This is a genomic window from Bacillus sp. z33 (genome assembly GCF_058313615.1).
Window position 1 is genome coordinate 549,704 of record NZ_JBZFQN010000002.1, and the last position, 21,219, is coordinate 570,922.

Genomic DNA, 21,219 nt, shown 5'->3' on the forward strand with positions numbered 1-21,219 from the left:
ACATGGTAGTTGGAGATTTCCCAATTGAAACAGATACTATAGTAATTGGTGCAGGTCCGGGAGGATACGTAGCGGCAATCCGTGCTGCTCAGCTTGGACAAAAAGTAACAATCGTTGAAAAAGGAAACCTTGGCGGTGTATGTTTGAACGTTGGATGTATTCCATCCAAAGCGCTAATCACGGCAGGACATCGTTATCATGATGCCAAACATTCTGAAGATCTAGGTATTACTGCTGAAAACGTAAAAGTAGATTTCTCTAAAGTACAAGCTTGGAAAGGTACTGTAGTAGAAAAATTAACAAGCGGTGTTGGCGGATTACTTAAAGGTAACAAAGTAGATATCGTTAAAGGCGAGGCTTACTTTGTAGATGCTAATAACATACGTGTTATGACTGAAAACAGTGCTCAAACGTATACATTCAAAAATGCTATTATTGCAACTGGATCAAGACCGATTGAATTACCGACTTTTAAATATTCTGATCGTGTTATTCATTCAACAGGAGCTTTAAACCTTGATCATATTCCTGAAAGCATGGCTATTATCGGCGGCGGCGTAATCGGTATTGAATTAGGTTCTGTATATGCTAACTTTGGAACTAAAGTGACAATTTTAGAAGGTATGGATGAAATACTAGCTGCTTTCGAAAAACCGATGTCTTCTATCGTTAAGCGTAACTTGAAGAAGAAAGATGTTGATATCTTCACTAAAGTTAAAGCTAAAGGCGTTGAAGAAACTGAAAATGGCGTAATCGTTACTTATGAAGAAAAAGGCGAAGAGAAAAAAGTCGAAGCTGAATATCTATTAGTAACAGTTGGAAGAAAGCCTAATACAGATGAACTTGGCTTAGAACAAGTTGGTATTGAATTAGATGAAAGAGGCTTCATTAAAACAGATAAACAATGCCGTACATCTGTAAATAACATTTTTGCAATTGGTGATATCATCTCTGGCCCGCAATTAGCTCATAAAGCTTCTTATGAAGGTAAAATTGCTGCTGAAGTTATTTCTGGACATGCTGCAGAAATTGATTACCTTGGTATTCCAGCAGTTGTATTCTCTGAACCTGAACTTGCAACGGTTGGTTATACTGAACAACAAGCAAAAGAAGAAGGCTTAGAGATCGTTGCTTCCAAATTCCCATTTGCAGCAAATGGACGTGCTTTAGCTTTAAATTCTGCAGAAGGATTTATGAAGTTAATCACACGTAAAGAAGATGGATTAGTAATCGGTTCTCAAATTGCAGGACCTGGAGCTTCTGATATGATTGCAGAGCTTGGCCTTGCAATTGAAGCAGGTATGACTGCAGAAGACATTGCTATGACTATTCATGCTCACCCAACATTGGGAGAAATCACAATGGAAGCAGCAGAAGTTGCAATGGGAAGCCCTATCCACGTCATTAAATAACTTTAATGAACTCACACCCCTTTTCCGTATGGAGAGGGGTGTTTTATTATGTCGAAATAGTGGTAAAATATAGGATGTATATAATCGAAAGGTGGAATTTGATGAAACGTGGTATAGGAATTTTGATGGTTCTCCTTTTAATTTCCGGTTGTGGCTATGGGGGTGAAGGAAAAGAAGATACTCCAAAGCAAAACACCGAATCTGCGCCCTCAGAACAAGTTGCAAAGAATGTAAATGATAAAGGGGAAATGAAGGAAGAAGTCGCAAAAGAGGCAGTGCAACCGCCAGAGAACGTTACTCCAATCTATCAAGTCAATCAAACGAATTGGAAGATTGAACCCACTGACGGCAGCAGCAAGAAAGTTGTACTCTTTACCATTGATGATGCACCGGATCAATATAGTTTAGTAATGGCCGAAAAATTAAAAGAAATGGACGCCTCTGCTATATTCTTTGTTAATGGCCATTTTTTGGAATCGGAAGATAAGAAAAAGGTGTTAAAACAGATATATGATATGGGATTTGAAATTGGAAACCATACATACAGTCATGCTTCCTTGCCAAATTTAGATGAGGAAAAGCAAAGAGAAGAAATCATTAAAGTAAATGATATGGTCGAAGAGATCACTGGTGAACGACCCCGATTTTTCAGAGCACCATTTGGACAGAACACAGATTTCTCCAAACAAATTGCCAAAGATGAAAAAATGCAGTTAATGAATTGGACTATGGGGTATGATTGGGAAAAACAATATCAAAATAAAGATGCCTTAGTAAAAATCATGCTCACCAGTGAAGAATTATACCCGGGGGCAAACTTACTTCTGCACGACCGACAATGGACTAAAGATGCTTTGCCTGAATTAGTTGAAGGTTTACGGGCAAAGGGGTATAAGTTGATTAATTCTCGTGATATTAAATCACTATAATATTTAAATATATATACTGGCAGCCCTTAAACTTTTGGGCTGCTTTGTTTTTTATTTAAAAGAATTCATATATGCCTTTAGAAGACCCTAAAACACATAGTGCATATTTACTCGTAACAGGCGGTCAGACCCCGGTTAAACCTGATTTAACATCCGCCGTTGGTGTGTGGATAGTTAAGCAGTGAAGAGCTAAGCATAGTATTGCCGGATCCTTGGGGTGTATTTTTTTCTGTGTAGATTGAATAAACCATTCACCTGTTATAATGTAACGTTCATTCAGGAATCTCATTATGAAATAGAGTAGGTAAAGTTAGTTGCTAAGTACCTATTTTTTTAGATTATAATAAATGATCCTTCCGTTAAATAAATGAAGCTCCCCTTTTAATTTTTTTGATAAGAATTTGGCAAACTCATTAGCTTTTGATTTATCTCCATTTGTTGAATGCTTAGATAAAGAGATTTGGATATAGGGAATTTTTTGTTTTGTGCCATCAGGTGCTTCCGAGTGCTCACAGTCCACTCCAATCCCGATAATATGATAATCTTTCTCCTCGGAGTACAAGTAAAACCATTGTTGTTTTCCTTCATCCGTTTCTTTCAAGATATAAGGAAAAGCATTTTTGCTATAATCCCAAGCCAATTGACTGGAAGTATGTGAGATTGAATGTTTATATTGGTTGATTAATTCTTTTATATCCCCAATTGTAATATCGTTTTTTAGCGATCCATCCTTCATTTTTATAAATGTTGATAAAGACATAGGAACCTCCTTCGATAGATTTATTTTTACTTAGCTTATCATTTCCTGAAAATGGATAACAAGAGCGGCCATGAGGATCGTCTTTTTAATGTATGCATATTAATCAGTTTTCATTTAAAAGAGAGGTGCTAGCAGGTTGTATAGGATGAATGCAAAAGATGCAGGATCAAGGGTTCTTTTAGTCTTCTTTATTTTCAAATTGATTGAATCTCTAGAATAATCTATTTCTATATGCAAATTTTATAAATATGATAATCTCTCGACATATAGTGAACATAATTATACCTAAAATATTTTAATGTGTTATACAATTTAGGCTTGAAATATCAATTGAGTTATACTATTATTGATTTATGGAATAAAAACGCTTTCTTGGAAGGTGTTTACAATTAGAGAAGGAGATGAAATGAATGGGTACAATCGTATGTACAGGATGCAACAATACAATCGATCATTTTGAAGATGAAAAAGTAACAGTATTGTATGCAACATGCACGGATTGCAATAGTTGTGAGCAAGAGTAGGCTGCGGTCCAATAACCAGTTCATTTCATATTAGATACCTTAAACTCGAATACTAATAAAAAGTAACTTTAGCAATGACACCCCCTTAAATGAAAACGGGTGTCTTTTTTGTTTTTTGGTGGATTTCTTCTCGCTCTTCAATTATTTAGGGTATAGGGTAAATTAAATAGTTAAATATTGTTGTTTTTAATTTTATGTCCTGGAGATTTTTATCATGCGTCTGTATTTGTTGAGGATTAAATTTAACTAAGGAGGAACTCTTATGTGGAAAACACGTGTAACTGAACTGCTGGGCATAAAAATTCCGATTATCCAGGGTGGTTTGGCTTATCTTGCTTATGCTGATTTGGCAGCAGCTGTTTCAAATGCAGGAGGGCTTGGACAGATTACAGCCATGTCATTGAGTAGTCCTGAAGAGTTGGCTGAGGAAATTGATAAGGTTCGTACAATGACATCTTCACCATTCGGGGTCAATTTTGCGATCGGCAACCATGGAAGATCATATGAAGAATATGTTCAGGTTGTATTAACTAAAGGAGTAGAAGTTGTCTCAGTAACAGGAGGCAACCCAGCTGAATTTTTAGATATGTTTAAAGGTACAGGAGTCAAGAAGCTCGTCTTAACAGCAGGAGTAAGGCATGCGGTAAAAGCTGAAGAACTTGGAGCAGACGCAGTTATGGTTGTAGGCTATGAAGGAGGAGGGCATATTGGAAGGGATGAACTGAGTACGATGGTTTTAGTGCCGCAAACTGTTGACCATGTTTCTATTCCGGTTATCGCAGCCGGAGGAATTGGGGACGGCAGAGGTTGGATGGCCGCGATGGCACTCGGAGCTGAAGGTATTGAGATGGGAACAAGATTCATTGCCACAAAGGAATGCAGGCTGGCTCATGCTGCTTATAAACAATCGATCCTGGATGGCTCTGGGAAAGATACGGTAGTGATTAAAAAGAGCCTGGGTGCTCCTGGGCGTGCCCTTCATAGCCCTCTAACGGATATGATTATTCGAATGGAGAATATTAATAGTACATATGAGGAATTAATGGATTATATTAGTGGTGAAAGAAATAAAGCATTTGTATATAATGGAGATTCAGAAGCTGGTTTTGGATGGGCGGGGCAAGTTATTGGTATAATAAAGGATGAGCCTACGGTAGAACAATTATTCAGTAGAATGCTAGCAGAAGCTACGGTTGTAAGGGAACGCTTGCAAGCAATTACAACATAAGAGGTGATACATATGGATTATCAATATCCAATTGATTTTGAATGGTCAACTGAGGAAATCGTAAAAGTTATTGCATTTTTTCAAGCAATCGAAAAAGTCTATGAACAAGGAATGGACAGGGAGCAATTGTTGGAACATTACAATGAATTTAAGAAGATTGTTCCATCTAAATCCGAGGAAAAGAAAGTATGCAATGAGTTTGAAGAAGTGAGTGGATATTCTACTTACCAAGCCATTAAAAGAGCTAAAAATAATTCAGCTGAAGCTTTTATAAAAATGAAGTAGAAAACATTAACCCGCTTTGCATAGTGCAAAAGTGGGTTAATGTTTTTTTCGAGTTTATTAGACATTATACAGGGGTATTAATTGTACAAATACATCACGAATGATCTCAACTAATTGATCACCGGAGAGCTTTACGGCTTCTTCACGAGAAATTTGATAACCACATAATAGTTCGGCTTTTTTTACGGATTGTAAACGATTAAACATATCGTTCAAGCTATCCAGTGTTAGTGTATTGTGGGGAATCACATCCGGTTTCATGTGATCAAGAGACCAAACATAGTCAGAAGGGATAAGATCTTTTATCGATTCCGTTTGGCTGGCCAGTCGTTGACCTATTTGTTCTTTATCTTTAGCTTCATAGATTACAGCATACCAGATAAATAAATGGGTTTCCCACAAACCAATCTGAAAATGTGGCTGCATTTTGTAGCCTCGTGGATTGGATGAAAATGATACCCAAGTATCATTAGGTGGATTAATCGTACGGCGAGCATGTTTTGCAATATGCGGATATATTGGACCTTTTGTTAGAACAGATAATTCGTCTGTGAAGATTTGACTCAATGTTTCAAATTTGGGGCGTATTAATGTTTTAATTGCATCCATTCGTTGGTCGAGGCCATCTATTGTAAATACATTAAAGTCTTCATCAGTAAAACCTTTTATTTCCATGTTCTTACCTCCTCTTCAATCTTATTTTAACATAAGGATGAGAGGGATAAATAATATAATGCATAAAGAAGTGGGCGCTTGTCTAATTTGGTTGCAATAATGCAGGAAGAACATAATATAGTAAAAAATATAGATTTCTGAATTTTCTTATAATATATACAAGGAGAGGATTATATGAAACAGGTAGTTAATCACAAATTAAAAGCACAAGAAGTCGAGAAACATCGAAAAGCCGTTCTGAGAATGGAACTTGATTATGAATTGGCTACATTATTTGAGGCAATGGAGCATGAGGATGAAAAACAGAAAAGCCGCTCAAAACAAAAGCTTGAAAGGATAAGAAAAGAACTTTTACGCTTAAAGGCACTTTGATAGCATTTATGATTTGGGTGTATTTAACATTGATTTAGGCGAACTGCATGTTTTCGTTCATGATGTTCGTCTTTTCTTGTTAAATGACGTCTTTAGCATTAAACTGGAATTTATATACATACTAAAGGGAAAGATTTTTAATTGAGGTGGGAGAAATGACAAATCTTCATAACATTCATGATATGGCAGTTCAATGGGTTAAAGAAGCAGGGGTAAAAATAATTAACTCATTTGAATCAATTTTAGATATTAATACGAAATCAAATGTAAATGATTTAGTAACAAATATGGATATGGAGATAGAACAATTTTTAAAAGAAAAAATTTCAGAACACTTTCCATCCCATCGTATTCTTGGTGAAGAAGGTTCAGGTCATGATTTGGAATCATTGGAAGGCGTAGTATGGATTATTGATCCTATTGATGGAACAATGAATTTTGTCCATCAACAAAGAAACTTTGCCATCTCAATAGGTATAATAGAAGATGGCATTGGCCAAATTGGACTTATATATGATGTTGTTCATGATGAGCTGTACCATTGTATCAAAGGAGAAGGAGCTTTTCTCAATGATAATAAAATTCCAAAGATAAAAGAAGTACCACTCCACGAATCCATCATTGGATTAAATCCAATCTGGTTAACGGATAATAAAAAAATTGATAAAGAATTAATGGGAAGGCTGGTTAAAGATGCAAGGGGAACAAGATCATATGGATCAGCTGCTCTTGAGATTGCATATGTTGCAACCGGCAGAATGAACGCTTATATTTCCATGAGATTAGCGCCGTGGGATTTTGCAGGTGGAGCCGTACTCATAGAAGAATTGGGTGGCACAGTGACAGATTTAAAAGGAAATCCAATCCATTTTCTTAAGAAGAGCTCATTCCTGGTTGCAACGCCAGCTTTGCATAAAGTAATTATTAAAGAGTATTTATCATCCTAAAAGTGAAAAAGCATCAGGTATTGATGCTTTTTTGTTGCGAAAAATGAAATATTAAGATAAAATTACTTAATTAAAACAGTTAGAGTTTTTCTTTCCAACGCTTTTTTAGTGTAAAGCCGCTTCCCATAATAGCAATAAAAGCAATAAGGCAGAGGAGGATGGCTAAAACACTGCCTTCAGCGATGGAAATAGCAATACCGATTAAGCTTAACACTGCTAGAATTGCTAGCAACATAAATATCATACTAATATTCATATGTAACTCACCCCAATCTTCATACTCATTGTACACAAAATGATAGCAGGATTCTAGTTTCATGTTATAATGACAAGGTTGATTACAATATGCTTAAAATCTGGGAGTTGAAATAGTTTGCAATTAAGAAACGACGTCAAAAATATAGCGATTATCGCTCACGTTGACCATGGTAAAACGACATTGGTTGATGAATTGTTAAAACAAGCAGGAACATTCCGTTCAAATGAACAAGTTGCCGAGAGAGCAATGGATTCCAATGATCTTGAAAGAGAGCGCGGTATTACCATTTTAGCGAAAACTACTGCCGTTAACTATAAAGATACACGTATTAATATATTAGATACACCGGGACATGCTGACTTCGGCGGGGAAGTTGAACGTATTATGAAAATGGTAGACGGTGTACTGTTAATCGTCGATGCATATGAAGGATGTATGCCGCAAACCCGTTTTGTACTGAAAAAAGCATTGGAGCAAAAACTTACACCAATAGTAGTTGTTAACAAAATCGACCGTGATTTTGCTCGTCCTGAAGAAGTAGTTGATGAAGTTATTGATTTGTTTATCGAATTAGGTGCAACTGAAGAACAATTGGATTTCCCGGTAGTATACGCATCAGCAATTAATGGTACAGCATCTTTAAGCCCGGATGCAGCTGATCAAGAGGAAAACATGAAATGTTTATTTGAATCAATCGTAGATAATATTCCATCACCTGTGGACAACCGTGAAGAGCCACTTCAATTCCAAGTTGCTTTGCTTGATTATAGTGATTATTTAGGAAGAATTGGAATTGGTCGTGTTTTCCGCGGAACAATGAAAGTCGGACAACAAGTATCATTAATGAAGCTTGATGGAACAGCGAAGAATTTCCGTGTTACTAAAATATTCGGTTTCCAAGGACTGAAACGTGTGGAAGTAGATGAAGCATTACCGGGTGATTTGGTTGCTGTCAGCGGTATGGAAGACATTAATGTTGGGGAAACAGTTTGCCCAATAGATGCTCAGGATCCACTTCCAGTTCTACGTATAGACGAGCCTACATTACAAATGACATTTGTCGTGAATAACAGTCCATTTGCAGGTAGAGAAGGTAAATGGGTAACATCTCGTAAAATTGAAGAACGTTTAATGAGCCAACTCCAAACAGATGTAAGTTTACGTGTGGATCCTACTGATTCTCCGGATGCCTGGATTGTTTCCGGACGCGGTGAATTACACCTATCCATTCTTATCGAGAATATGCGTCGTGAAGGATATGAGCTTCAAGTATCTAAGCCTGAAGTAATTATCCGTGTCGTTGATGGGGTTAAATGTGAACCTGTAGAACGTGTACAAGTCGATATTCCTGAGGAATATACAGGTGCGATTATGGAATCTTTAGGTGAAAGAAAAGGCGAAATGCTTGATATGGTCAATAACGGAAGTGGACAAGTACGTCTCGTATTTAATGTTCCTTCCCGTGGACTGATCGGATATACAACCGAATTCTTAACATTAACACGTGGATATGGGATTTTGAACCATACATTTGATTCTTATCAGCCTATGCAATCAGGCCAGGTTGGCGGAAGAAGACAAGGTGTTCTTGTATCCATGGAGACAGGTAAATCTACTCAATACGGTATCATTCAAATTGAAGACCGTGGCGTAATTTTTGTAGAGCCGGGTACTGAAATTTATGAAGGTATGATTGTAGGGGAACATAACCGTGAAAACGACCTAACTGTTAATATCGTTCGTGCTAAACAACAAACAAACGTTCGTTCCGCTACAAAAGATAATACAGTTACCATGAAAAAACCTAGAATCATGTCACTTGAAGAAGCGTTGGAATATTTAAATGATGATGAATACTGCGAAGTAACACCAGAATCGATTCGTTTACGTAAAAAAATTCTTGACAAAAACGAACGTGAGAAAGCAGCTAAGAAAAAGAAATAATTCGCTGAATAGACCATAACCTTTGGGGAGAGGGAGCGTTTTATAGTGGATATTACAAATAATCTACCGTTCTTTGCTGATTTGTACCGAATAGGAGACCCAGAGTATTCACAAATCGGGGTGTGGGCTCTTTATTTGACGATTGTAGTGCTGTGCGGGATAGTTTATAAACTGGGGTTTGCCAGAAAATTAAGCCTAGGAAAAAGCATTGTGGTTTATGCCATAATGGCTCTTGGGTGCAGCTTTTTAACCTTTTTATCACTTTTCCTGCCATTAGCAGAAGTATTGGTAGTTGCTGCTGTATTTCTGGGATTATACAAATATAGGCTCCATAAGGAAATGAAAGACGAGGTCAAAGCGGACTAAGAGGTGATCAAATGAACTCTGTTCAGGATGCGATTTATAATTGGTTGACGATAAAAGTTGTTATGGATCACCGACCTGAAGATACCGCAGCAAATGAAACAGTCCTCTGGGTTGAACATACCTTACAGGAGAAGTTTGGATTAACAGAATATAGCTATAAAAAAAGTGGTGAATGGTATACAGTCTCTTATAAAGTTGGAGGAGCTGTCATGGAATTCAAGTTTCCGGAGGATATGGTTGAGGCTATGCTAAATCAAATACTCCAAAAACCTGAATTTTACCGTAATTATCCCTCAGAGTAAAAAAACAGAGAAGATGCATGCATCTTCTCTGTTTTTTTTATGTTTCTATTTAAGGGTTAAGATTGATAGGTAGGGATTTGAAAGCTGATATCCTGTTCTAAAATAAGACCATTTTTACCCTTACCATGTATCATCTTCTTTAATTGCCCGGAAAATCCTGAAATTACCTGTGCTCTTTCGTGCATTTGTTCGTTCTTCAATACGTTTACTGCATTCCTGACACATATATGTATGAATTGGACGATTTCTGAGCCTTTTAGCCATTAGCGTTTCATCTTCAATTGATTCGATTTTATCACAGATTACACATTTAACTCGCATTAAAGTACACCCCAATCTATTGCATGTATGGTAATTATACCATATAAGAATCATCCATACACACGTTCCAAGAGGGGTGAATGGCTTAGCTAGTATTTGGGAGGTAATGTTGGATTGTTTTGTATACAGCTCTGAAAATACTTAAACATTTTAAAGATAATGCGTTGTTTTCTTCTATTTATGGATGTAAATACATATATTTGAGCATCAGATTTGTCCCGCTTATCAAACAAGAATTTCAATCAGCTGCAAGCAGGTCTAAAATTTTAGCAGGAGTGTACCTGCTTATGACGGGAGTGAAATTCGGAAATCATTCAACCAAGTATACCAAGCTCCGAAGAATAAATGAAGTCATGGCCAGGAGGATATATATTGAGCAAAATCTACGTTCTAGATACGAATGTATTACTACAGGATCCAATGTCGATTTTTTCATTCCAGGAGAATGAGGTAGTCATCCCCGCAGTGGTATTGGAGGAACTTGATTCAAAGAAACGTAACTTGGATGAAGTAGGGAAAAATGCCCGCTATGTTTCTAGGCTTATTGATCAATTGCGTACAAAAGGGAACCTCCATCATAAAATTCCTTTATCAAATGGAGGATATTTAAAAATAGAGATGAATCATCGCTCATCTCACAACGTTGCGGAATACTTTGCGGAGAAGACAAATGATAATCGGATATTGGCCATTGCCAAGAATTTGTCTTTGGAAGAACAGGCGAAAGAAAACGGACGGAATGTGATTCTAGTAAGTAAAGATATCCTAATGCGGGTAAAAGCTGATGTACTTGGGCTTTTGGCAGAAGATTTTTTGAGTGATCGGGTTATTCATGAAAACCAGATGTATGCGGGCTTTCTAGAAATCTTCGTTTCTCGTACGGTTGTGAATGAATTTTATTCAAAGGGAGAAATCTCAGTTCCAAGAGAGCAAACGGATTCTGTTTATGTGAATCAATTTGTTATTATAAAATGTACAGAAATGAGTTCACTTTCTGCTTTAGGAATGATAAGCGGTCATGAAAAAAAGATTAAAAAGCTTCGCTATAATCAGGAACATGTATGGGGGATTAAGCCGCGAAATGTGCAGCAGCATATGGCCATCGAATTGTTATTAAGAAGTGACATTCAGTTGGTCACCTTGACTGGAAAGGCCGGGACTGGGAAAACATTGTTGGCGCTGGCATCCGGGTTGCTGCAAACGGAGGATTTAGGGGAATATAATAAATTACTTGTGGCAAGACCGATTGTACCAATGGGGAAAGATTTAGGGTTCCTGCCTGGTGAAAAAGAAGAAAAATTACGTCCATGGATGCAGCCTATCTATGATAATCTCGAATTTTTATTTAACACAAAGAAACCGGGGGAGTTAGATTCAATTCTGGCTGGACTGCATTCCATTGAGGTGGAGGCGTTAACATATATTAGAGGGCGCAGTTTACCTGATAGTTTTATTATTATGGACGAAGCCCAGAATCTTACTAAACATGAAGTGAAAACAATTCTGACCCGAGTGGGGGAGCGCAGTAAAATTATATTACTCGGGGACCCTGCCCAAATAGATCATCCTTATTTGGATGAATGGAATAATGGGCTGACGTATGTTCTGGAGAAGTTTAAAAGTGAAGCAATCGCCGGCCATGTGAATTTAGTGAAAGGAGAGAGGTCTGGTTTAGCCCAACTGGCTGCTGATTTATTATAAAACAGTCTGAAAATAGGCTGAGGACGGGGAATTAAAAAATTCGTGTTAATTGAATAAGACGAATTGGTCAGTTTGTTTGTAACTCCTTATCATATAATAAACCGTAATTTATTGATTGAAGGGATCGATTATATTAAAGGGGAGCAGGACAATTGATGCCAAAGCTCCCAATATTTCTTATTGGATCGTAAAACCTGTTACGTTTTTAATCGGTGTTTGCCTGTTAGAGCCATCACCATGATAAATATGAATAGGGCCCCCTTCGTCCGCATTGACTGGCCTACCTTTTATGGAGAAACCAGCTACTAATTGAAACGCTTCCTCAAGCGGGTAAACAAAGTTTGATTCTTCTGTATGTATAGTAATAGTTGTGGCATTATTTTCTGGTTCAGCGTTTAGAAAAAAAGGTTTTAAGGCAATGCCAAAGCTTCTTTCTGTTAGCTCCTGTTTCTTTATTTTTTTGACAGGCTCACGCGGAGGTGGCGAAGAACCTTCAATAATTTCTTTATCCCATTGAGATGACACTTGTTTTAAATACATTTCCTGTTCATTAAAATTTTCTTGCTTAAGTTCAGGATGCCAGGCATCCAGATCAAACTTTCTGTCATCAAATATCCATGTGCCCGGATCGATGTAGATAGGAAATTTCACATTCCCTTTCACTTGTAGAATATCCTTCATAATTTGTCTCTCCCTTCCAAATTTAATCTTATAACTGCCGGTTGAGCTTGTACAGTATTTAGCTGCTTCAAAGGCTATCTTTTTTAGAAAAACTAAACTTCTTGACATTACCTATTCTTGCAATTTTACGGTTTTAAGGGTAAAATTTTATAATAGATTGGTTCATTGGGCCATAATGGGGGGTTGCACATTGACATCTGATATCCTTGTCAATCATCAAGAAAAGGCCTACGCATTGTTAAAGGCTGACGCTGATAAAATATTTCAACTAATAAAGGTGCAAATGGACAATTTGACTATGCCTCAATGTCCATTATATGAAGAAGTTTTAGATACTCAAATGTTTGGTCTCTCCAGAGAAATTGACTTTGCTGTCCGATTGGGATTAATAGAAGAAAGAGACGGTAAAGAGCTATTGGGATTCCTTGAAAAAGAACTATCAACTCTTCATGATGCTTCCTTGAGAAAATAAGTAGCAGTCGAAACTCAAACGATGCCGAAGTTGTTTGAGTTTTTTTGTTTTTCTTTATATAATTTTAACAACCGTTTATTTTATTTTTGAAACGAAATTCAGGCAAGGAGATCATTATGTTAAAACGTATTTTAAAATCGTATGATTTTACCCTCATCGCCGTTATTATTCTTTTGAGTATATTTGGGTTGGTTATGGTATACAGTGCCAGCATGGTAACAGCTGTGACAAGATTTGGATATCCCAGTGATTTTTTCTACATAAAACAATTTAAGCATCTAATGGTCGCGTTTATCATCTTTTTCTTTATAGCAGCAACACCTTATCCGATTTATAAGAATAAGAAGATCTTGATTACGATTGTCTTTGGATCGATTTTTGCCCTTGTTGCCCTGAACTTTATTGGCCATACCGCCGGAAATGCGGAAAGTTGGTTTAAGCTTGGTTCACTTGGGAGTCTGCAGCCATCAGAATTTATTAAATTGGGGATGATTATTTACCTAAGTGCTGTCTATTCGAATAAACAAAAATATATAAATGTATTCAATAAAGGTGTCGTTCCCCCCCTGCTCTTTTTAATCATCATCTGTGTGTTGATCGTGTTGCAACCTGATATCGGTACAGCTTTCATTATTTTCACAAGTTCATGCACCGTTATTATTTGTTCTGGTATGAACTGGAAAAGTTTCACGAAATTGATTTCCATTTTGGTAGGGGCATTGGTTGTAGCTGCACCATTAATCTTTCTCTTTAAAGACAAGATTTTTACTCCAAAAAGGCTCGAGCGTTTTGTCGGATTTATGGACCCGTTCTCGAGTGAGAAATATGAAGGGTATCAACTTGTCAATTCATATGTAGCTATTGGAAATGGCGGTATTACAGGTGTGGGATTTGGACAGAGTACGCAGAAGTATGGTTACTTGCCTGAACCGCACACTGATTTTATTATGTCCGTTATTTCGGAGGAATTGGGACTTATTGGTGTAGGGTTTGTCCTTATCTGTCTGGCTACGATTGTATTAAAAGGAATTCGTGTTGCTATTAAGTCAAATGATCCATTTGGAAGTATGCTTGCTACAGGGATTTCCAGTATGATTGGAATTCAAGCGATGATTAACCTGGGAGGAGTAATCGGTTTAATACCAATAACCGGGGTTACTTTGCCATTTATCAGTTATGGCGGTTCATCATTGTTTGTCCTTTTCATTTCAGCTGGAATACTGGTCAATGTTTCTATGATGACGAGGTATGATGCGACATACAAAAAAGACCCCAATACACAAGAATTACATCACGCTATGGATGGACAAATCTAAATAAATGGTGAGTAAGAATAACCTTCTTACTCATTATTTTTTATAAAAAATTATTATATTTACATAATTTTAAAGAAGGCTGAGGTGCTTACTATGAAGAAAATTAAAAAAGTTCTGGCAGCTAATCGCGGCGAAATTGCTATCCGAATTTTTCGAGCTTGCAATGAATTAGATATTAAAACGGTTGCTATTTATTCAAAAGAGGATTATAAATCCTATCATCGTTATAAAGCAGATGAAGCTTATTTGGTTGGTGAAGGTAAAAAGCCAATTGATGCGTATCTTGATATAGAAGGAATCATAGAGATTGCCAGGATGAGTGGTGTTGATGCTATACATCCAGGCTATGGTTTTCTGTCTGAAAATATTGAATTTGCTAAACGATGTAAAGAGGAAGGATTTATTTTTATTGGTCCAAACATAAGACATCTTGATATGTTTGGAGATAAAGTAAAGGCAAAAGAGCAGGCAAAATTGGCCGGTATCCCAATTATTCCTGGGAGTGATGGCCCAGTTGGCGATTTGGAAGAGGTTATAGAGTTTGGAGAAATAAATGGGTATCCCATTATTATTAAAGCTTCGCTCGGAGGCGGAGGCAGAGGTATGAGGATTGTTCGCAATCCAAAAGAAGTAGAAGAAGCTTATTATCGGGCAAAATCAGAAGCGAAAGCTGCCTTTGGAAATGATGAAGTTTATGTAGAACGGTATGTTGAGAATCCAAAACATATAGAAGTACAAATACTTGGAGATATGGAAGGAAACATTGTTCATTTATATGAAAGAGACTGTTCTGTACAGCGCCGCCATCAAAAAGTAGTTGAAGTAGCGCCGTGTGTTTCAATCACAGATTCTTTGCGAGAAAGGATCTGTCATGCTGCTGTCCTATTAATGAATAATGTACAGTATGTGAATGCGGGCACAGTAGAATTCCTTGTTTCTGGAGAGGAATTTTTCTTTATCGAGGTAAACCCTCGTGTACAGGTCGAACATACGATTACAGAGATGATCACGGGTATTGATATTGTTCAATCACAAATTAAAATCTCAGAAGGTCATAGTCTGCATGATAATCCATTAAATATCCCAAAACAAGAAAATATACATACGAATGGGTATGCCATTCAAGCGAGGGTGACTACTGAAGATCCATTAAATCATTTTATGCCGGATACGGGAAGAATTGCGGCTTATCGATCAGGCGGTGGATTTGGTGTACGTTTGGATGCGGGTAACGCCTATCATGGGTCGGTTATCACACCGTATTATGATTCCCTGCTTGTTAAAGTTTCAACTCATGCTGCCCAATTTGATCAAGCAGCTGCAAAGATGCTGCGTAATTTAAGGGAATTCAGAATTAGGGGAATTAAAACCAATATTCCTTTCCTTGAAAATGTTGTTCAACATGAGCAATTTAAGTCAGGTCAATATGATACCTCATTCATCGATTCGACACCGGAGCTTTTTGTTTTTCCTGATCGAAAAGACCGTGGAACTAAAATACTGAATTATATTGCAAATGTCACGGTTAATGGGTTCCCAGGGATAGGTGTAAAAGAGAAACCAAATTTCGATAAGCCGAAGGTTCCGCAAACTCATGATCATATAGCAGCTCCGGCCGGTACAAAACAATTATTGGACCAATTGGGGCCGGAGGGATTGACCAATTGGATTAAAGAGCAAAAAAACGTATTAATTACGGATACTACATTCCGAGATGCACACCAATCACTATTGGCAACCAGGGTGAGAACAAAGGATCTACTGGAAATCGCGGCACCAACCTCAAAGATGATGCCTAATCTGTTTTCTATGGAAATGTGGGGAGGGGCAACCTTTGATGTTGCTTACCGATTTTTAAAAGAAGATCCATGGGAAAGATTGTTAATGCTGAGACAGGATATCCCAAATGTACTATTCCAAATGCTTTTACGATCTTCCAATGCAGTGGGTTATAAAAATTATCCTGATAATGTTATACAGGAATTTGTTGAAAAGTCAGCCCATGCCGGAATAGATGTATTCCGTATTTTTGACAGCCTGAACTGGGTTAAAGGAATGGAAAAAGCCATTCAATCAGTTCGCCAAACAGGGAAAATAGCAGAGGCCGCAATTTGCTATACAGGTGATATACTTGACCCAAGCAGGCAAAAGTATGATGTACAGTACTATCGGAATCTAGCTAAAGAATTAGAGGCACAGGGAGCACATATATTAGCTATTAAAGATATGGCAGGACTGTTGAAGCCTGAAGCTGCTTATCGGTTAATATCAGAGTTAAAAGATGCGGTCGATATACCGATTCATCTGCATACACATGATACGAGCGGAAATGGAATCTATCAGTATGCGCGTGCAATTGATGCAGGTGTTGATATCGTTGATACTGCACTTGGCTCAATGGCTGGTCTTACCTCCCAGCCAAGCCTGAATTCACTTTATTATGCCCTGGAAGGTAGCGAGAGGAGACCTCAACTTGATATTAAGCCTGTTGAAAAGCTATCTGAGTATTGGGAAGGCGTCAGAAATTACTACGCTGATTTCGAAAGTGGCATGAAATCACCTCATACGGAAATATATGTTCATGAGATGCCGGGCGGTCAATACTCCAATCTTCAGCAGCAAGCGAAAGCGGTTGGTTTAGGTGAACGCTGGGATGAAGTGAAAGATATGTATCATCGAGTAAATATGTTGTTTGGTGATATCATTAAAGTAACACCTTCGTCCAAAGTAGTAGGGGATATGGCTCTCTTTATGGTACAAAATGATTTGACGGAAGAGAGTGTTTTAGAAAGAGGCCATTTAATTGATTTCCCTGATTCAGTCATTGAATTGTTTAGTGGTTATTTGGGTCAACCATATGGCGGTTTTCCAGAAGAATTGCAAAAGGTAATTCTGAAAAATAGATCACCAATTACTGTTCGTCCGGGTGAATTGCTCGAGGATGTTGATTTTATAAAATTAAAAGAAGAATTGTTCGAGAAGATCAAACGTCCTGTCAATATGTTTGACGCAATCTCTTATGCCCTTTATCCAAAAGTGTTTTTGGATTATGCAGAGTCATGCAGTAAATATGGCAATGTATCAGCATTAGATACACCAACATTCCATTTTGGTCTTTCTATAGGGGAAGAAATAGAAGTGGAAATCGAAAAGGGAAAAACATTAATGATTAAATTAATTTCCATCAACGAGCCTCGTTTGGATGGTACGAGAATGATTTATTTTGAACTTAATGGACAAGCTCGAGAAGTAGTTGTAAAAGATGATAGTGTTAAAACGCTTATTCAATCGAAAAGAAAGCAGGACACTTCTAATCCAAACCATATAGGTGCAACCATGCCGGGAACCGTGATGAAAGTTTTGGTTGTTCCGGGACAAAAAGTAGAAAAAGGCGATCACTTAATCATTACGGAAGCAATGAAAATGGAAACCACTGTTCAGGCGCCATTTGCCGGAATGATTAAAGAGATTTTTGTGGAAGATGGAGAAGCCATTCAAACAGGCGATTTACTGATTGAACTCGATTGATATAAACAATACAAAAAAGGAATGTGGATATATATCCCGTTCCTTCAGATTGTAGACAAAAAAGGAATTCAGAATGGCTCTTAAGGGACTAATTTTTGAATTCCCTCTTTTATTGCTTTTTCACGAGGGATAGACCGATCCATCTATTTTTTGAGCCATTTTTGAACCCTCCCAATTCCAATTGGTCATTTTCTTCAAGTTTATGGCAGCGAAAGTAAGCATCGCCTGCATGGATTATTTTTTAAGTCCTATTAAACTTGTTCAACGCATTCCATGCCCTTCTTTCGTATCCGCTAAGACTCGTTCAATGGTTTCCATGCGCTTTGAGTATGTTTGGTTAACATACTCATCATTGCATTGGTAAATATTGGTTACCTATATTATACAAAAAAACACAGAGAATTTCTTTCTTATACCGAGGAAACTCATATATGAAGCAGTATGCTATTTTCTGCAGAATGGGAGAGACTCCTGCGGGAAAAACAAGCGTACCCTAGACCCCGCAGCGCATAGCGCGAGGAGGCTTGATGCTTGCCCGCGGAAAGTGAGCCCATACTGTAGAAAATAGCTTAACCAATAGGAAAGAATAACGAAAACAAAAAAAATGTAGACAAGGTCCCGAAAAGATTAAGGGATTTGTCTACAGTTTGAAGGAGCGTGGAAATATATATCCCGTTCCTTTTCTTTTGAAATGAAATAAGTTTGTATAAAAGTGGTGCAAAGCATAGTTTAAGAATACAGTTTTAATTAGCTTGTTTTTTTAATCGTTTGATTCAAAGTTTGTGTTGTTGTGTTCTTCCTGGATCTGGTTACCAGAAGGATAAAATAGGAAAATACCCCAAATAAACAAGTAATCAGTAGTGCATGCATAAGAGCTACATATAGGTTTAAACGGGTAAAGATAATAAACGCTCCTGCTATAACCTGCAAAGTGACAAGAATGAGGGAAATACTCCAGCCCCAATATAATACTTTAACATGGCGATAATGACGCCATGTATAAATGAAAATACAGAAGATCCAGAGAAAAATCAGGCCGGCAGCAGCACGATGCCCCATTTGAATCCATTGATACATATTATTAGGCACTAGTGAACCGTCATTGAAACACATAGGCCATTCAGGACAAACAAGACTGGCTTCCGTGTGCCGAACCAATGCGCCTGTATAAATGACAATATAGGAATAAACAGTCAGGGCGATAATGTGAAATGACATCTTCCTTGATATTTTCAATTTGTCGGCATCAAACTTTTTATCTACTTCAAAAATCAATAAAGTTAAGAGAAGAACTGCTGCGAATGAGACGAGCGATATTCCAAAATGCAGGGCAAGCACGAAATCAGATTGACTCCAAACGACGGCAGCTGCCCCTATCAATGCCTGGATGATTAAAAATGATACAGATAGGATTGCGAGAAATTTAGTTTCTCGGATATGCCCGATGACTTTCCAGGACCATATGGATAGTCCAACTACCATAAATGTTCCGATACCGGTACAAAGTCTATGTGCCAACTCGATAATCAAAGCGGGCGTAATCTCTTTAGGAATGAATTCCCCATTACATAATGGCCAGGAACGTCCGCATCCCATGCCGGAATCTGTTTTTGTAACGAGCGCGCCTCCAATTAAGATGACGAGCATAACAAGGGTTGTCATAACGGCAAACCATTTCAACGATTTTTGCATGTACTTCTAACACCTGCTTTATTTTAATAAATTAGTAAGCCTAAACATTTGTTTCCTAATAATTGTAACCATTATAATAAGGTAAATATTACAAAGTTTGATAATCATTACTAATATATCATAAATAATAAAGACAATAATTTCAAAGGAAAGTTTTTAAATGATCTTTGAAATTATAAATTTTGGGATGAAAGACTCTGCTGCGGTTGTTTATAGTTGAAACTTAAGGAAGAGTTTGTTAGAAATAGAGTGGGGATTCAATTGGTTAAATAAGGTTTTCACTCTTAAAATGTTACAAAACATATTTACAGGATAAAATTACCACTATATAATAATTAGGTCACACTTTTGACAAAAATCAGACAAATAATCTTCACATGAACTGTATGTTCTATGTTTAAATATATAGTAGGTAAATTTTTCTATAAAAATATAATCATTTTATTACGTGAATATATCGAAGGAGAACTCAAGTATTGAAATCTACTATGACAGACAGGAGGTAACAGCATGAAACCTAAACCGGCATCGCAGACCTCATATGAGAACCAGAAGGGACTAGACATGGATAAAGAAATGAGCAGTACAACATTTAAGGACTTTTTGGTATTAGTGAAGGTGGGGATTGTAAATTCAAATTTAATAACTGTTTTTACAGGTATTTGGCTCGGTCTGTATTTTACGGACCAAAGTTTTCTTAGCAATCTTGATCTCGTTTTATATGGTGTTGTGGGGGCAGCACTGGTTATAGCCGGATCTGGCAGCTTAAACAATTATATAGACCGAGATATTGATGTATTCATGACTCGCACAAAGAACCGTCCCACGGTTACTGGTAAAGTTCACCCTATAAAAGTGTTATATATGGGGCTTGCTCTGGTGATAACCGGGTTGTTAATTCTATTGATGGCCTCACCAATGGCTGCTTTAATGGGACTGATTGGGGTAGTGTCCTATGTAATGCTGTATACCATGTGGTCAAAAAGACGATTAGTCTCAAATACTGTTATCGGCAGTTTTTCGGGTGCTGTTCCGCCTTTGATCGGGTGGTCGGCTGTTGACCCTGGATTGCATCCCATAGCCTGGGGATTGTTTTTATTAATGTTTGTTTGGCAGCCTCCGCATTTTTACGCATTGGCTATGAAACGTACGGAGGAATACAGAGCAGCTGGAATACCAATGCTGCCTGTTGTAAAAGGATTCAAAGAAACAAAGATTCATATGTTAATATGGGTGGCTTTATTGCTTCCAATTCCATTTATACTGAAACCAATCGGGGTATCTTTTGTGGTCTTGGCAACAATTCTAAATATAGGATGGCTTATTTTAACTTTAAGAGGATTCTCTTTAAAAAAGGAATTTTCGAAAGAAGAAGATTTAAAGTGGGCCAATAAGATGTTTATTTATTCTTTAAACTATATGACAATATCTTTTGTCGCAATGGTCATTGTTTCATTAATTAATCGCTTTTAACATTGGGGGTTCTTTCTTTAAGAAATTAATTA

General features: G+C 37.4%; 21 protein-coding genes and 1 pseudogene. 15 read left to right on the top strand and 7 right to left on the bottom strand.

Annotation, left to right across the window (positions count from 1 at the left end; translation table 11 throughout):
* The first annotated feature begins 2 nt into the window (after positions 1–2).
* Together lpdA and AC4G3L_RS09710 are read left to right on the top strand one after the other, a co-directional pair.
* Positions 3–1,412, top strand: a complete 1,410-nt coding sequence (gene lpdA / locus AC4G3L_RS09705) for a dihydrolipoyl dehydrogenase (protein ID WP_491076754.1) — start codon at positions 3–5, stop codon at positions 1,410–1,412.
* 101 nt (positions 1,413–1,513) lie between these two features.
* Entirely contained in the window at positions 1,514–2,341 is an 828-nt protein-coding gene (locus AC4G3L_RS09710; protein WP_491076755.1) for a polysaccharide deacetylase family protein, read from the top strand.
* A 325-nt stretch (positions 2,342–2,666) separates the two neighbouring features.
* Here the strand turns inward: AC4G3L_RS09710 and AC4G3L_RS09715 are convergent, their stop codons facing one another.
* The gene (locus AC4G3L_RS09715) at positions 2,667–3,101 is read right to left on the bottom strand and encodes a DUF1885 family protein (protein ID WP_491076756.1); all 435 of its coding nucleotides are present in this window, start codon (positions 3,099–3,101) and stop codon (positions 2,667–2,669) included.
* 410 nt (positions 3,102–3,511) lie between these two features.
* On the opposite strand from AC4G3L_RS09715, the gene AC4G3L_RS09720 reads away from it, so the two are divergent.
* From AC4G3L_RS09720 to AC4G3L_RS09730, 3 genes are all read left to right on the top strand, one after another.
* A complete protein-coding gene (locus AC4G3L_RS09720; protein WP_491076757.1) occupies positions 3,512–3,625 on the top strand; it encodes a GapA-binding peptide SR1P in 114 nt (37 codons plus the stop codon).
* 262 nt (positions 3,626–3,887) lie between these two features.
* Positions 3,888–4,853 carry an NAD(P)H-dependent flavin oxidoreductase gene (locus AC4G3L_RS09725; protein WP_491076758.1) on the top strand — a complete coding sequence of 322 codons (966 nt, stop codon included), beginning with the start codon at positions 3,888–3,890 and terminating at the stop codon, positions 4,851–4,853.
* Positions 4,854–4,865: 12 nt separating this feature from the next.
* Positions 4,866–5,138 carry a UPF0223 family protein gene (locus AC4G3L_RS09730; RefSeq protein ID WP_491076759.1) on the top strand — a complete coding sequence of 91 codons (273 nt, stop codon included), beginning with the start codon at positions 4,866–4,868 and terminating at the stop codon, positions 5,136–5,138.
* Positions 5,139–5,195: 57 nt separating this feature from the next.
* Here AC4G3L_RS09730 and AC4G3L_RS09735 read toward each other — a convergent pair whose 3' ends face one another.
* Positions 5,196–5,813 carry a YktB family protein gene (locus AC4G3L_RS09735; protein ID WP_491076760.1) on the bottom strand — a complete coding sequence of 206 codons (618 nt, stop codon included), beginning with the start codon at positions 5,811–5,813 and terminating at the stop codon, positions 5,196–5,198.
* A gap of 174 nt (positions 5,814–5,987) precedes the next feature.
* On the opposite strand from AC4G3L_RS09735, the gene AC4G3L_RS09740 reads away from it, so the two are divergent.
* The gene (locus AC4G3L_RS09740; RefSeq protein WP_491076761.1) at positions 5,988–6,185 is read left to right on the top strand and encodes a YkzI domain-containing protein; all 198 of its coding nucleotides are present in this window, start codon (positions 5,988–5,990) and stop codon (positions 6,183–6,185) included.
* Positions 6,186–6,340: 155 nt separating this feature from the next.
* The gene (locus AC4G3L_RS09745) at positions 6,341–7,132 is read left to right on the top strand and encodes an inositol monophosphatase family protein (RefSeq protein ID WP_491076762.1); all 792 of its coding nucleotides are present in this window, start codon (positions 6,341–6,343) and stop codon (positions 7,130–7,132) included.
* A 79-nt stretch (positions 7,133–7,211) separates the two neighbouring features.
* On the opposite strand, the gene AC4G3L_RS09750 is transcribed toward AC4G3L_RS09745, so the two are convergent.
* Positions 7,212–7,388: a DUF5325 family protein gene (locus AC4G3L_RS09750; protein WP_491076763.1), complete on the bottom strand. Its 177-nt coding sequence runs from the start codon at positions 7,386–7,388 to the stop codon at positions 7,212–7,214.
* 117 nt (positions 7,389–7,505) lie between these two features.
* On the opposite strand from AC4G3L_RS09750, the gene typA reads away from it, so the two are divergent.
* From typA to AC4G3L_RS09765, 3 genes are read left to right on the top strand one after another with little or no spacing between them, the layout of a single operon-like run.
* Positions 7,506–9,335 (top strand): translational GTPase TypA, encoded by a 1,830-nt coding sequence (gene typA / locus AC4G3L_RS09755; protein WP_491076764.1) that lies wholly within the window; start codon positions 7,506–7,508, stop codon positions 9,333–9,335.
* A gap of 45 nt (positions 9,336–9,380) precedes the next feature.
* The gene (locus AC4G3L_RS09760; protein WP_491076765.1) at positions 9,381–9,701 is read left to right on the top strand and encodes a YlaH-like family protein; all 321 of its coding nucleotides are present in this window, start codon (positions 9,381–9,383) and stop codon (positions 9,699–9,701) included.
* A gap of 11 nt (positions 9,702–9,712) precedes the next feature.
* Positions 9,713–10,003 carry a hypothetical protein gene (locus tag AC4G3L_RS09765; protein ID WP_491076766.1) on the top strand — a complete coding sequence of 97 codons (291 nt, stop codon included), beginning with the start codon at positions 9,713–9,715 and terminating at the stop codon, positions 10,001–10,003.
* Positions 10,004–10,123: 120 nt separating this feature from the next.
* On the opposite strand, the gene AC4G3L_RS09770 is transcribed toward AC4G3L_RS09765, so the two are convergent.
* Complete coding sequence (locus AC4G3L_RS09770) at positions 10,124–10,324, bottom strand: YlaI family protein (protein WP_491076767.1); 201 nt, start codon at positions 10,322–10,324, stop codon at positions 10,124–10,126.
* 369 nt (positions 10,325–10,693) lie between these two features.
* On the opposite strand from AC4G3L_RS09770, the gene AC4G3L_RS09775 reads away from it, so the two are divergent.
* Positions 10,694–12,025, top strand: a complete 1,332-nt coding sequence (locus AC4G3L_RS09775; RefSeq protein WP_491077181.1) for a PhoH family protein — start codon at positions 10,694–10,696, stop codon at positions 12,023–12,025.
* Positions 12,026–12,202: 177 nt separating this feature from the next.
* Here AC4G3L_RS09775 and AC4G3L_RS09780 read toward each other — a convergent pair whose 3' ends face one another.
* Positions 12,203–12,706: a peptidyl-prolyl cis-trans isomerase gene (locus AC4G3L_RS09780; RefSeq protein WP_491076768.1), complete on the bottom strand. Its 504-nt coding sequence runs from the start codon at positions 12,704–12,706 to the stop codon at positions 12,203–12,205.
* A gap of 175 nt (positions 12,707–12,881) precedes the next feature.
* Between AC4G3L_RS09780 and AC4G3L_RS09785 the strand changes: the two genes are divergently transcribed.
* From AC4G3L_RS09785 to pyc, 3 genes are all read left to right on the top strand, one after another.
* Positions 12,882–13,178: an Fpa/YlaN family protein gene (locus AC4G3L_RS09785; RefSeq protein WP_491076769.1), complete on the top strand. Its 297-nt coding sequence runs from the start codon at positions 12,882–12,884 to the stop codon at positions 13,176–13,178.
* Positions 13,179–13,294: 116 nt separating this feature from the next.
* Positions 13,295–14,494, top strand: a complete 1,200-nt coding sequence (locus AC4G3L_RS09790) for an FtsW/RodA/SpoVE family cell cycle protein (RefSeq protein ID WP_491076770.1) — start codon at positions 13,295–13,297, stop codon at positions 14,492–14,494.
* Positions 14,495–14,587: 93 nt separating this feature from the next.
* Positions 14,588–18,022: a pyruvate carboxylase gene (gene pyc, locus AC4G3L_RS09795; RefSeq protein WP_491076771.1), complete on the top strand. Its 3,435-nt coding sequence runs from the start codon at positions 14,588–14,590 to the stop codon at positions 18,020–18,022.
* Positions 18,023–18,142: 120 nt separating this feature from the next.
* On the opposite strand, the pseudogene AC4G3L_RS09800 reads toward pyc, so the two are convergent.
* Both AC4G3L_RS09800 and AC4G3L_RS09805 read right to left on the bottom strand, forming a co-directional pair.
* A pseudogene (locus AC4G3L_RS09800) lies at positions 18,143–18,352 on the bottom strand (transposase); the annotation flags it as partial.
* A 417-nt stretch (positions 18,353–18,769) separates the two neighbouring features.
* On the bottom strand, positions 18,770–19,714 hold the full coding sequence (locus AC4G3L_RS09805; protein ID WP_491076772.1) for a COX15/CtaA family protein: 945 nt from the start codon (positions 19,712–19,714) through the stop codon (positions 18,770–18,772).
* Between the two features lie 564 nt (positions 19,715–20,278).
* Between AC4G3L_RS09805 and cyoE the strand changes: the two genes are divergently transcribed.
* A complete protein-coding gene (gene cyoE, locus AC4G3L_RS09810; RefSeq protein WP_491077182.1) occupies positions 20,279–21,187 on the top strand; it encodes a heme o synthase in 909 nt (302 codons plus the stop codon).
* Positions 21,188–21,219 lie beyond the last annotated feature (32 nt).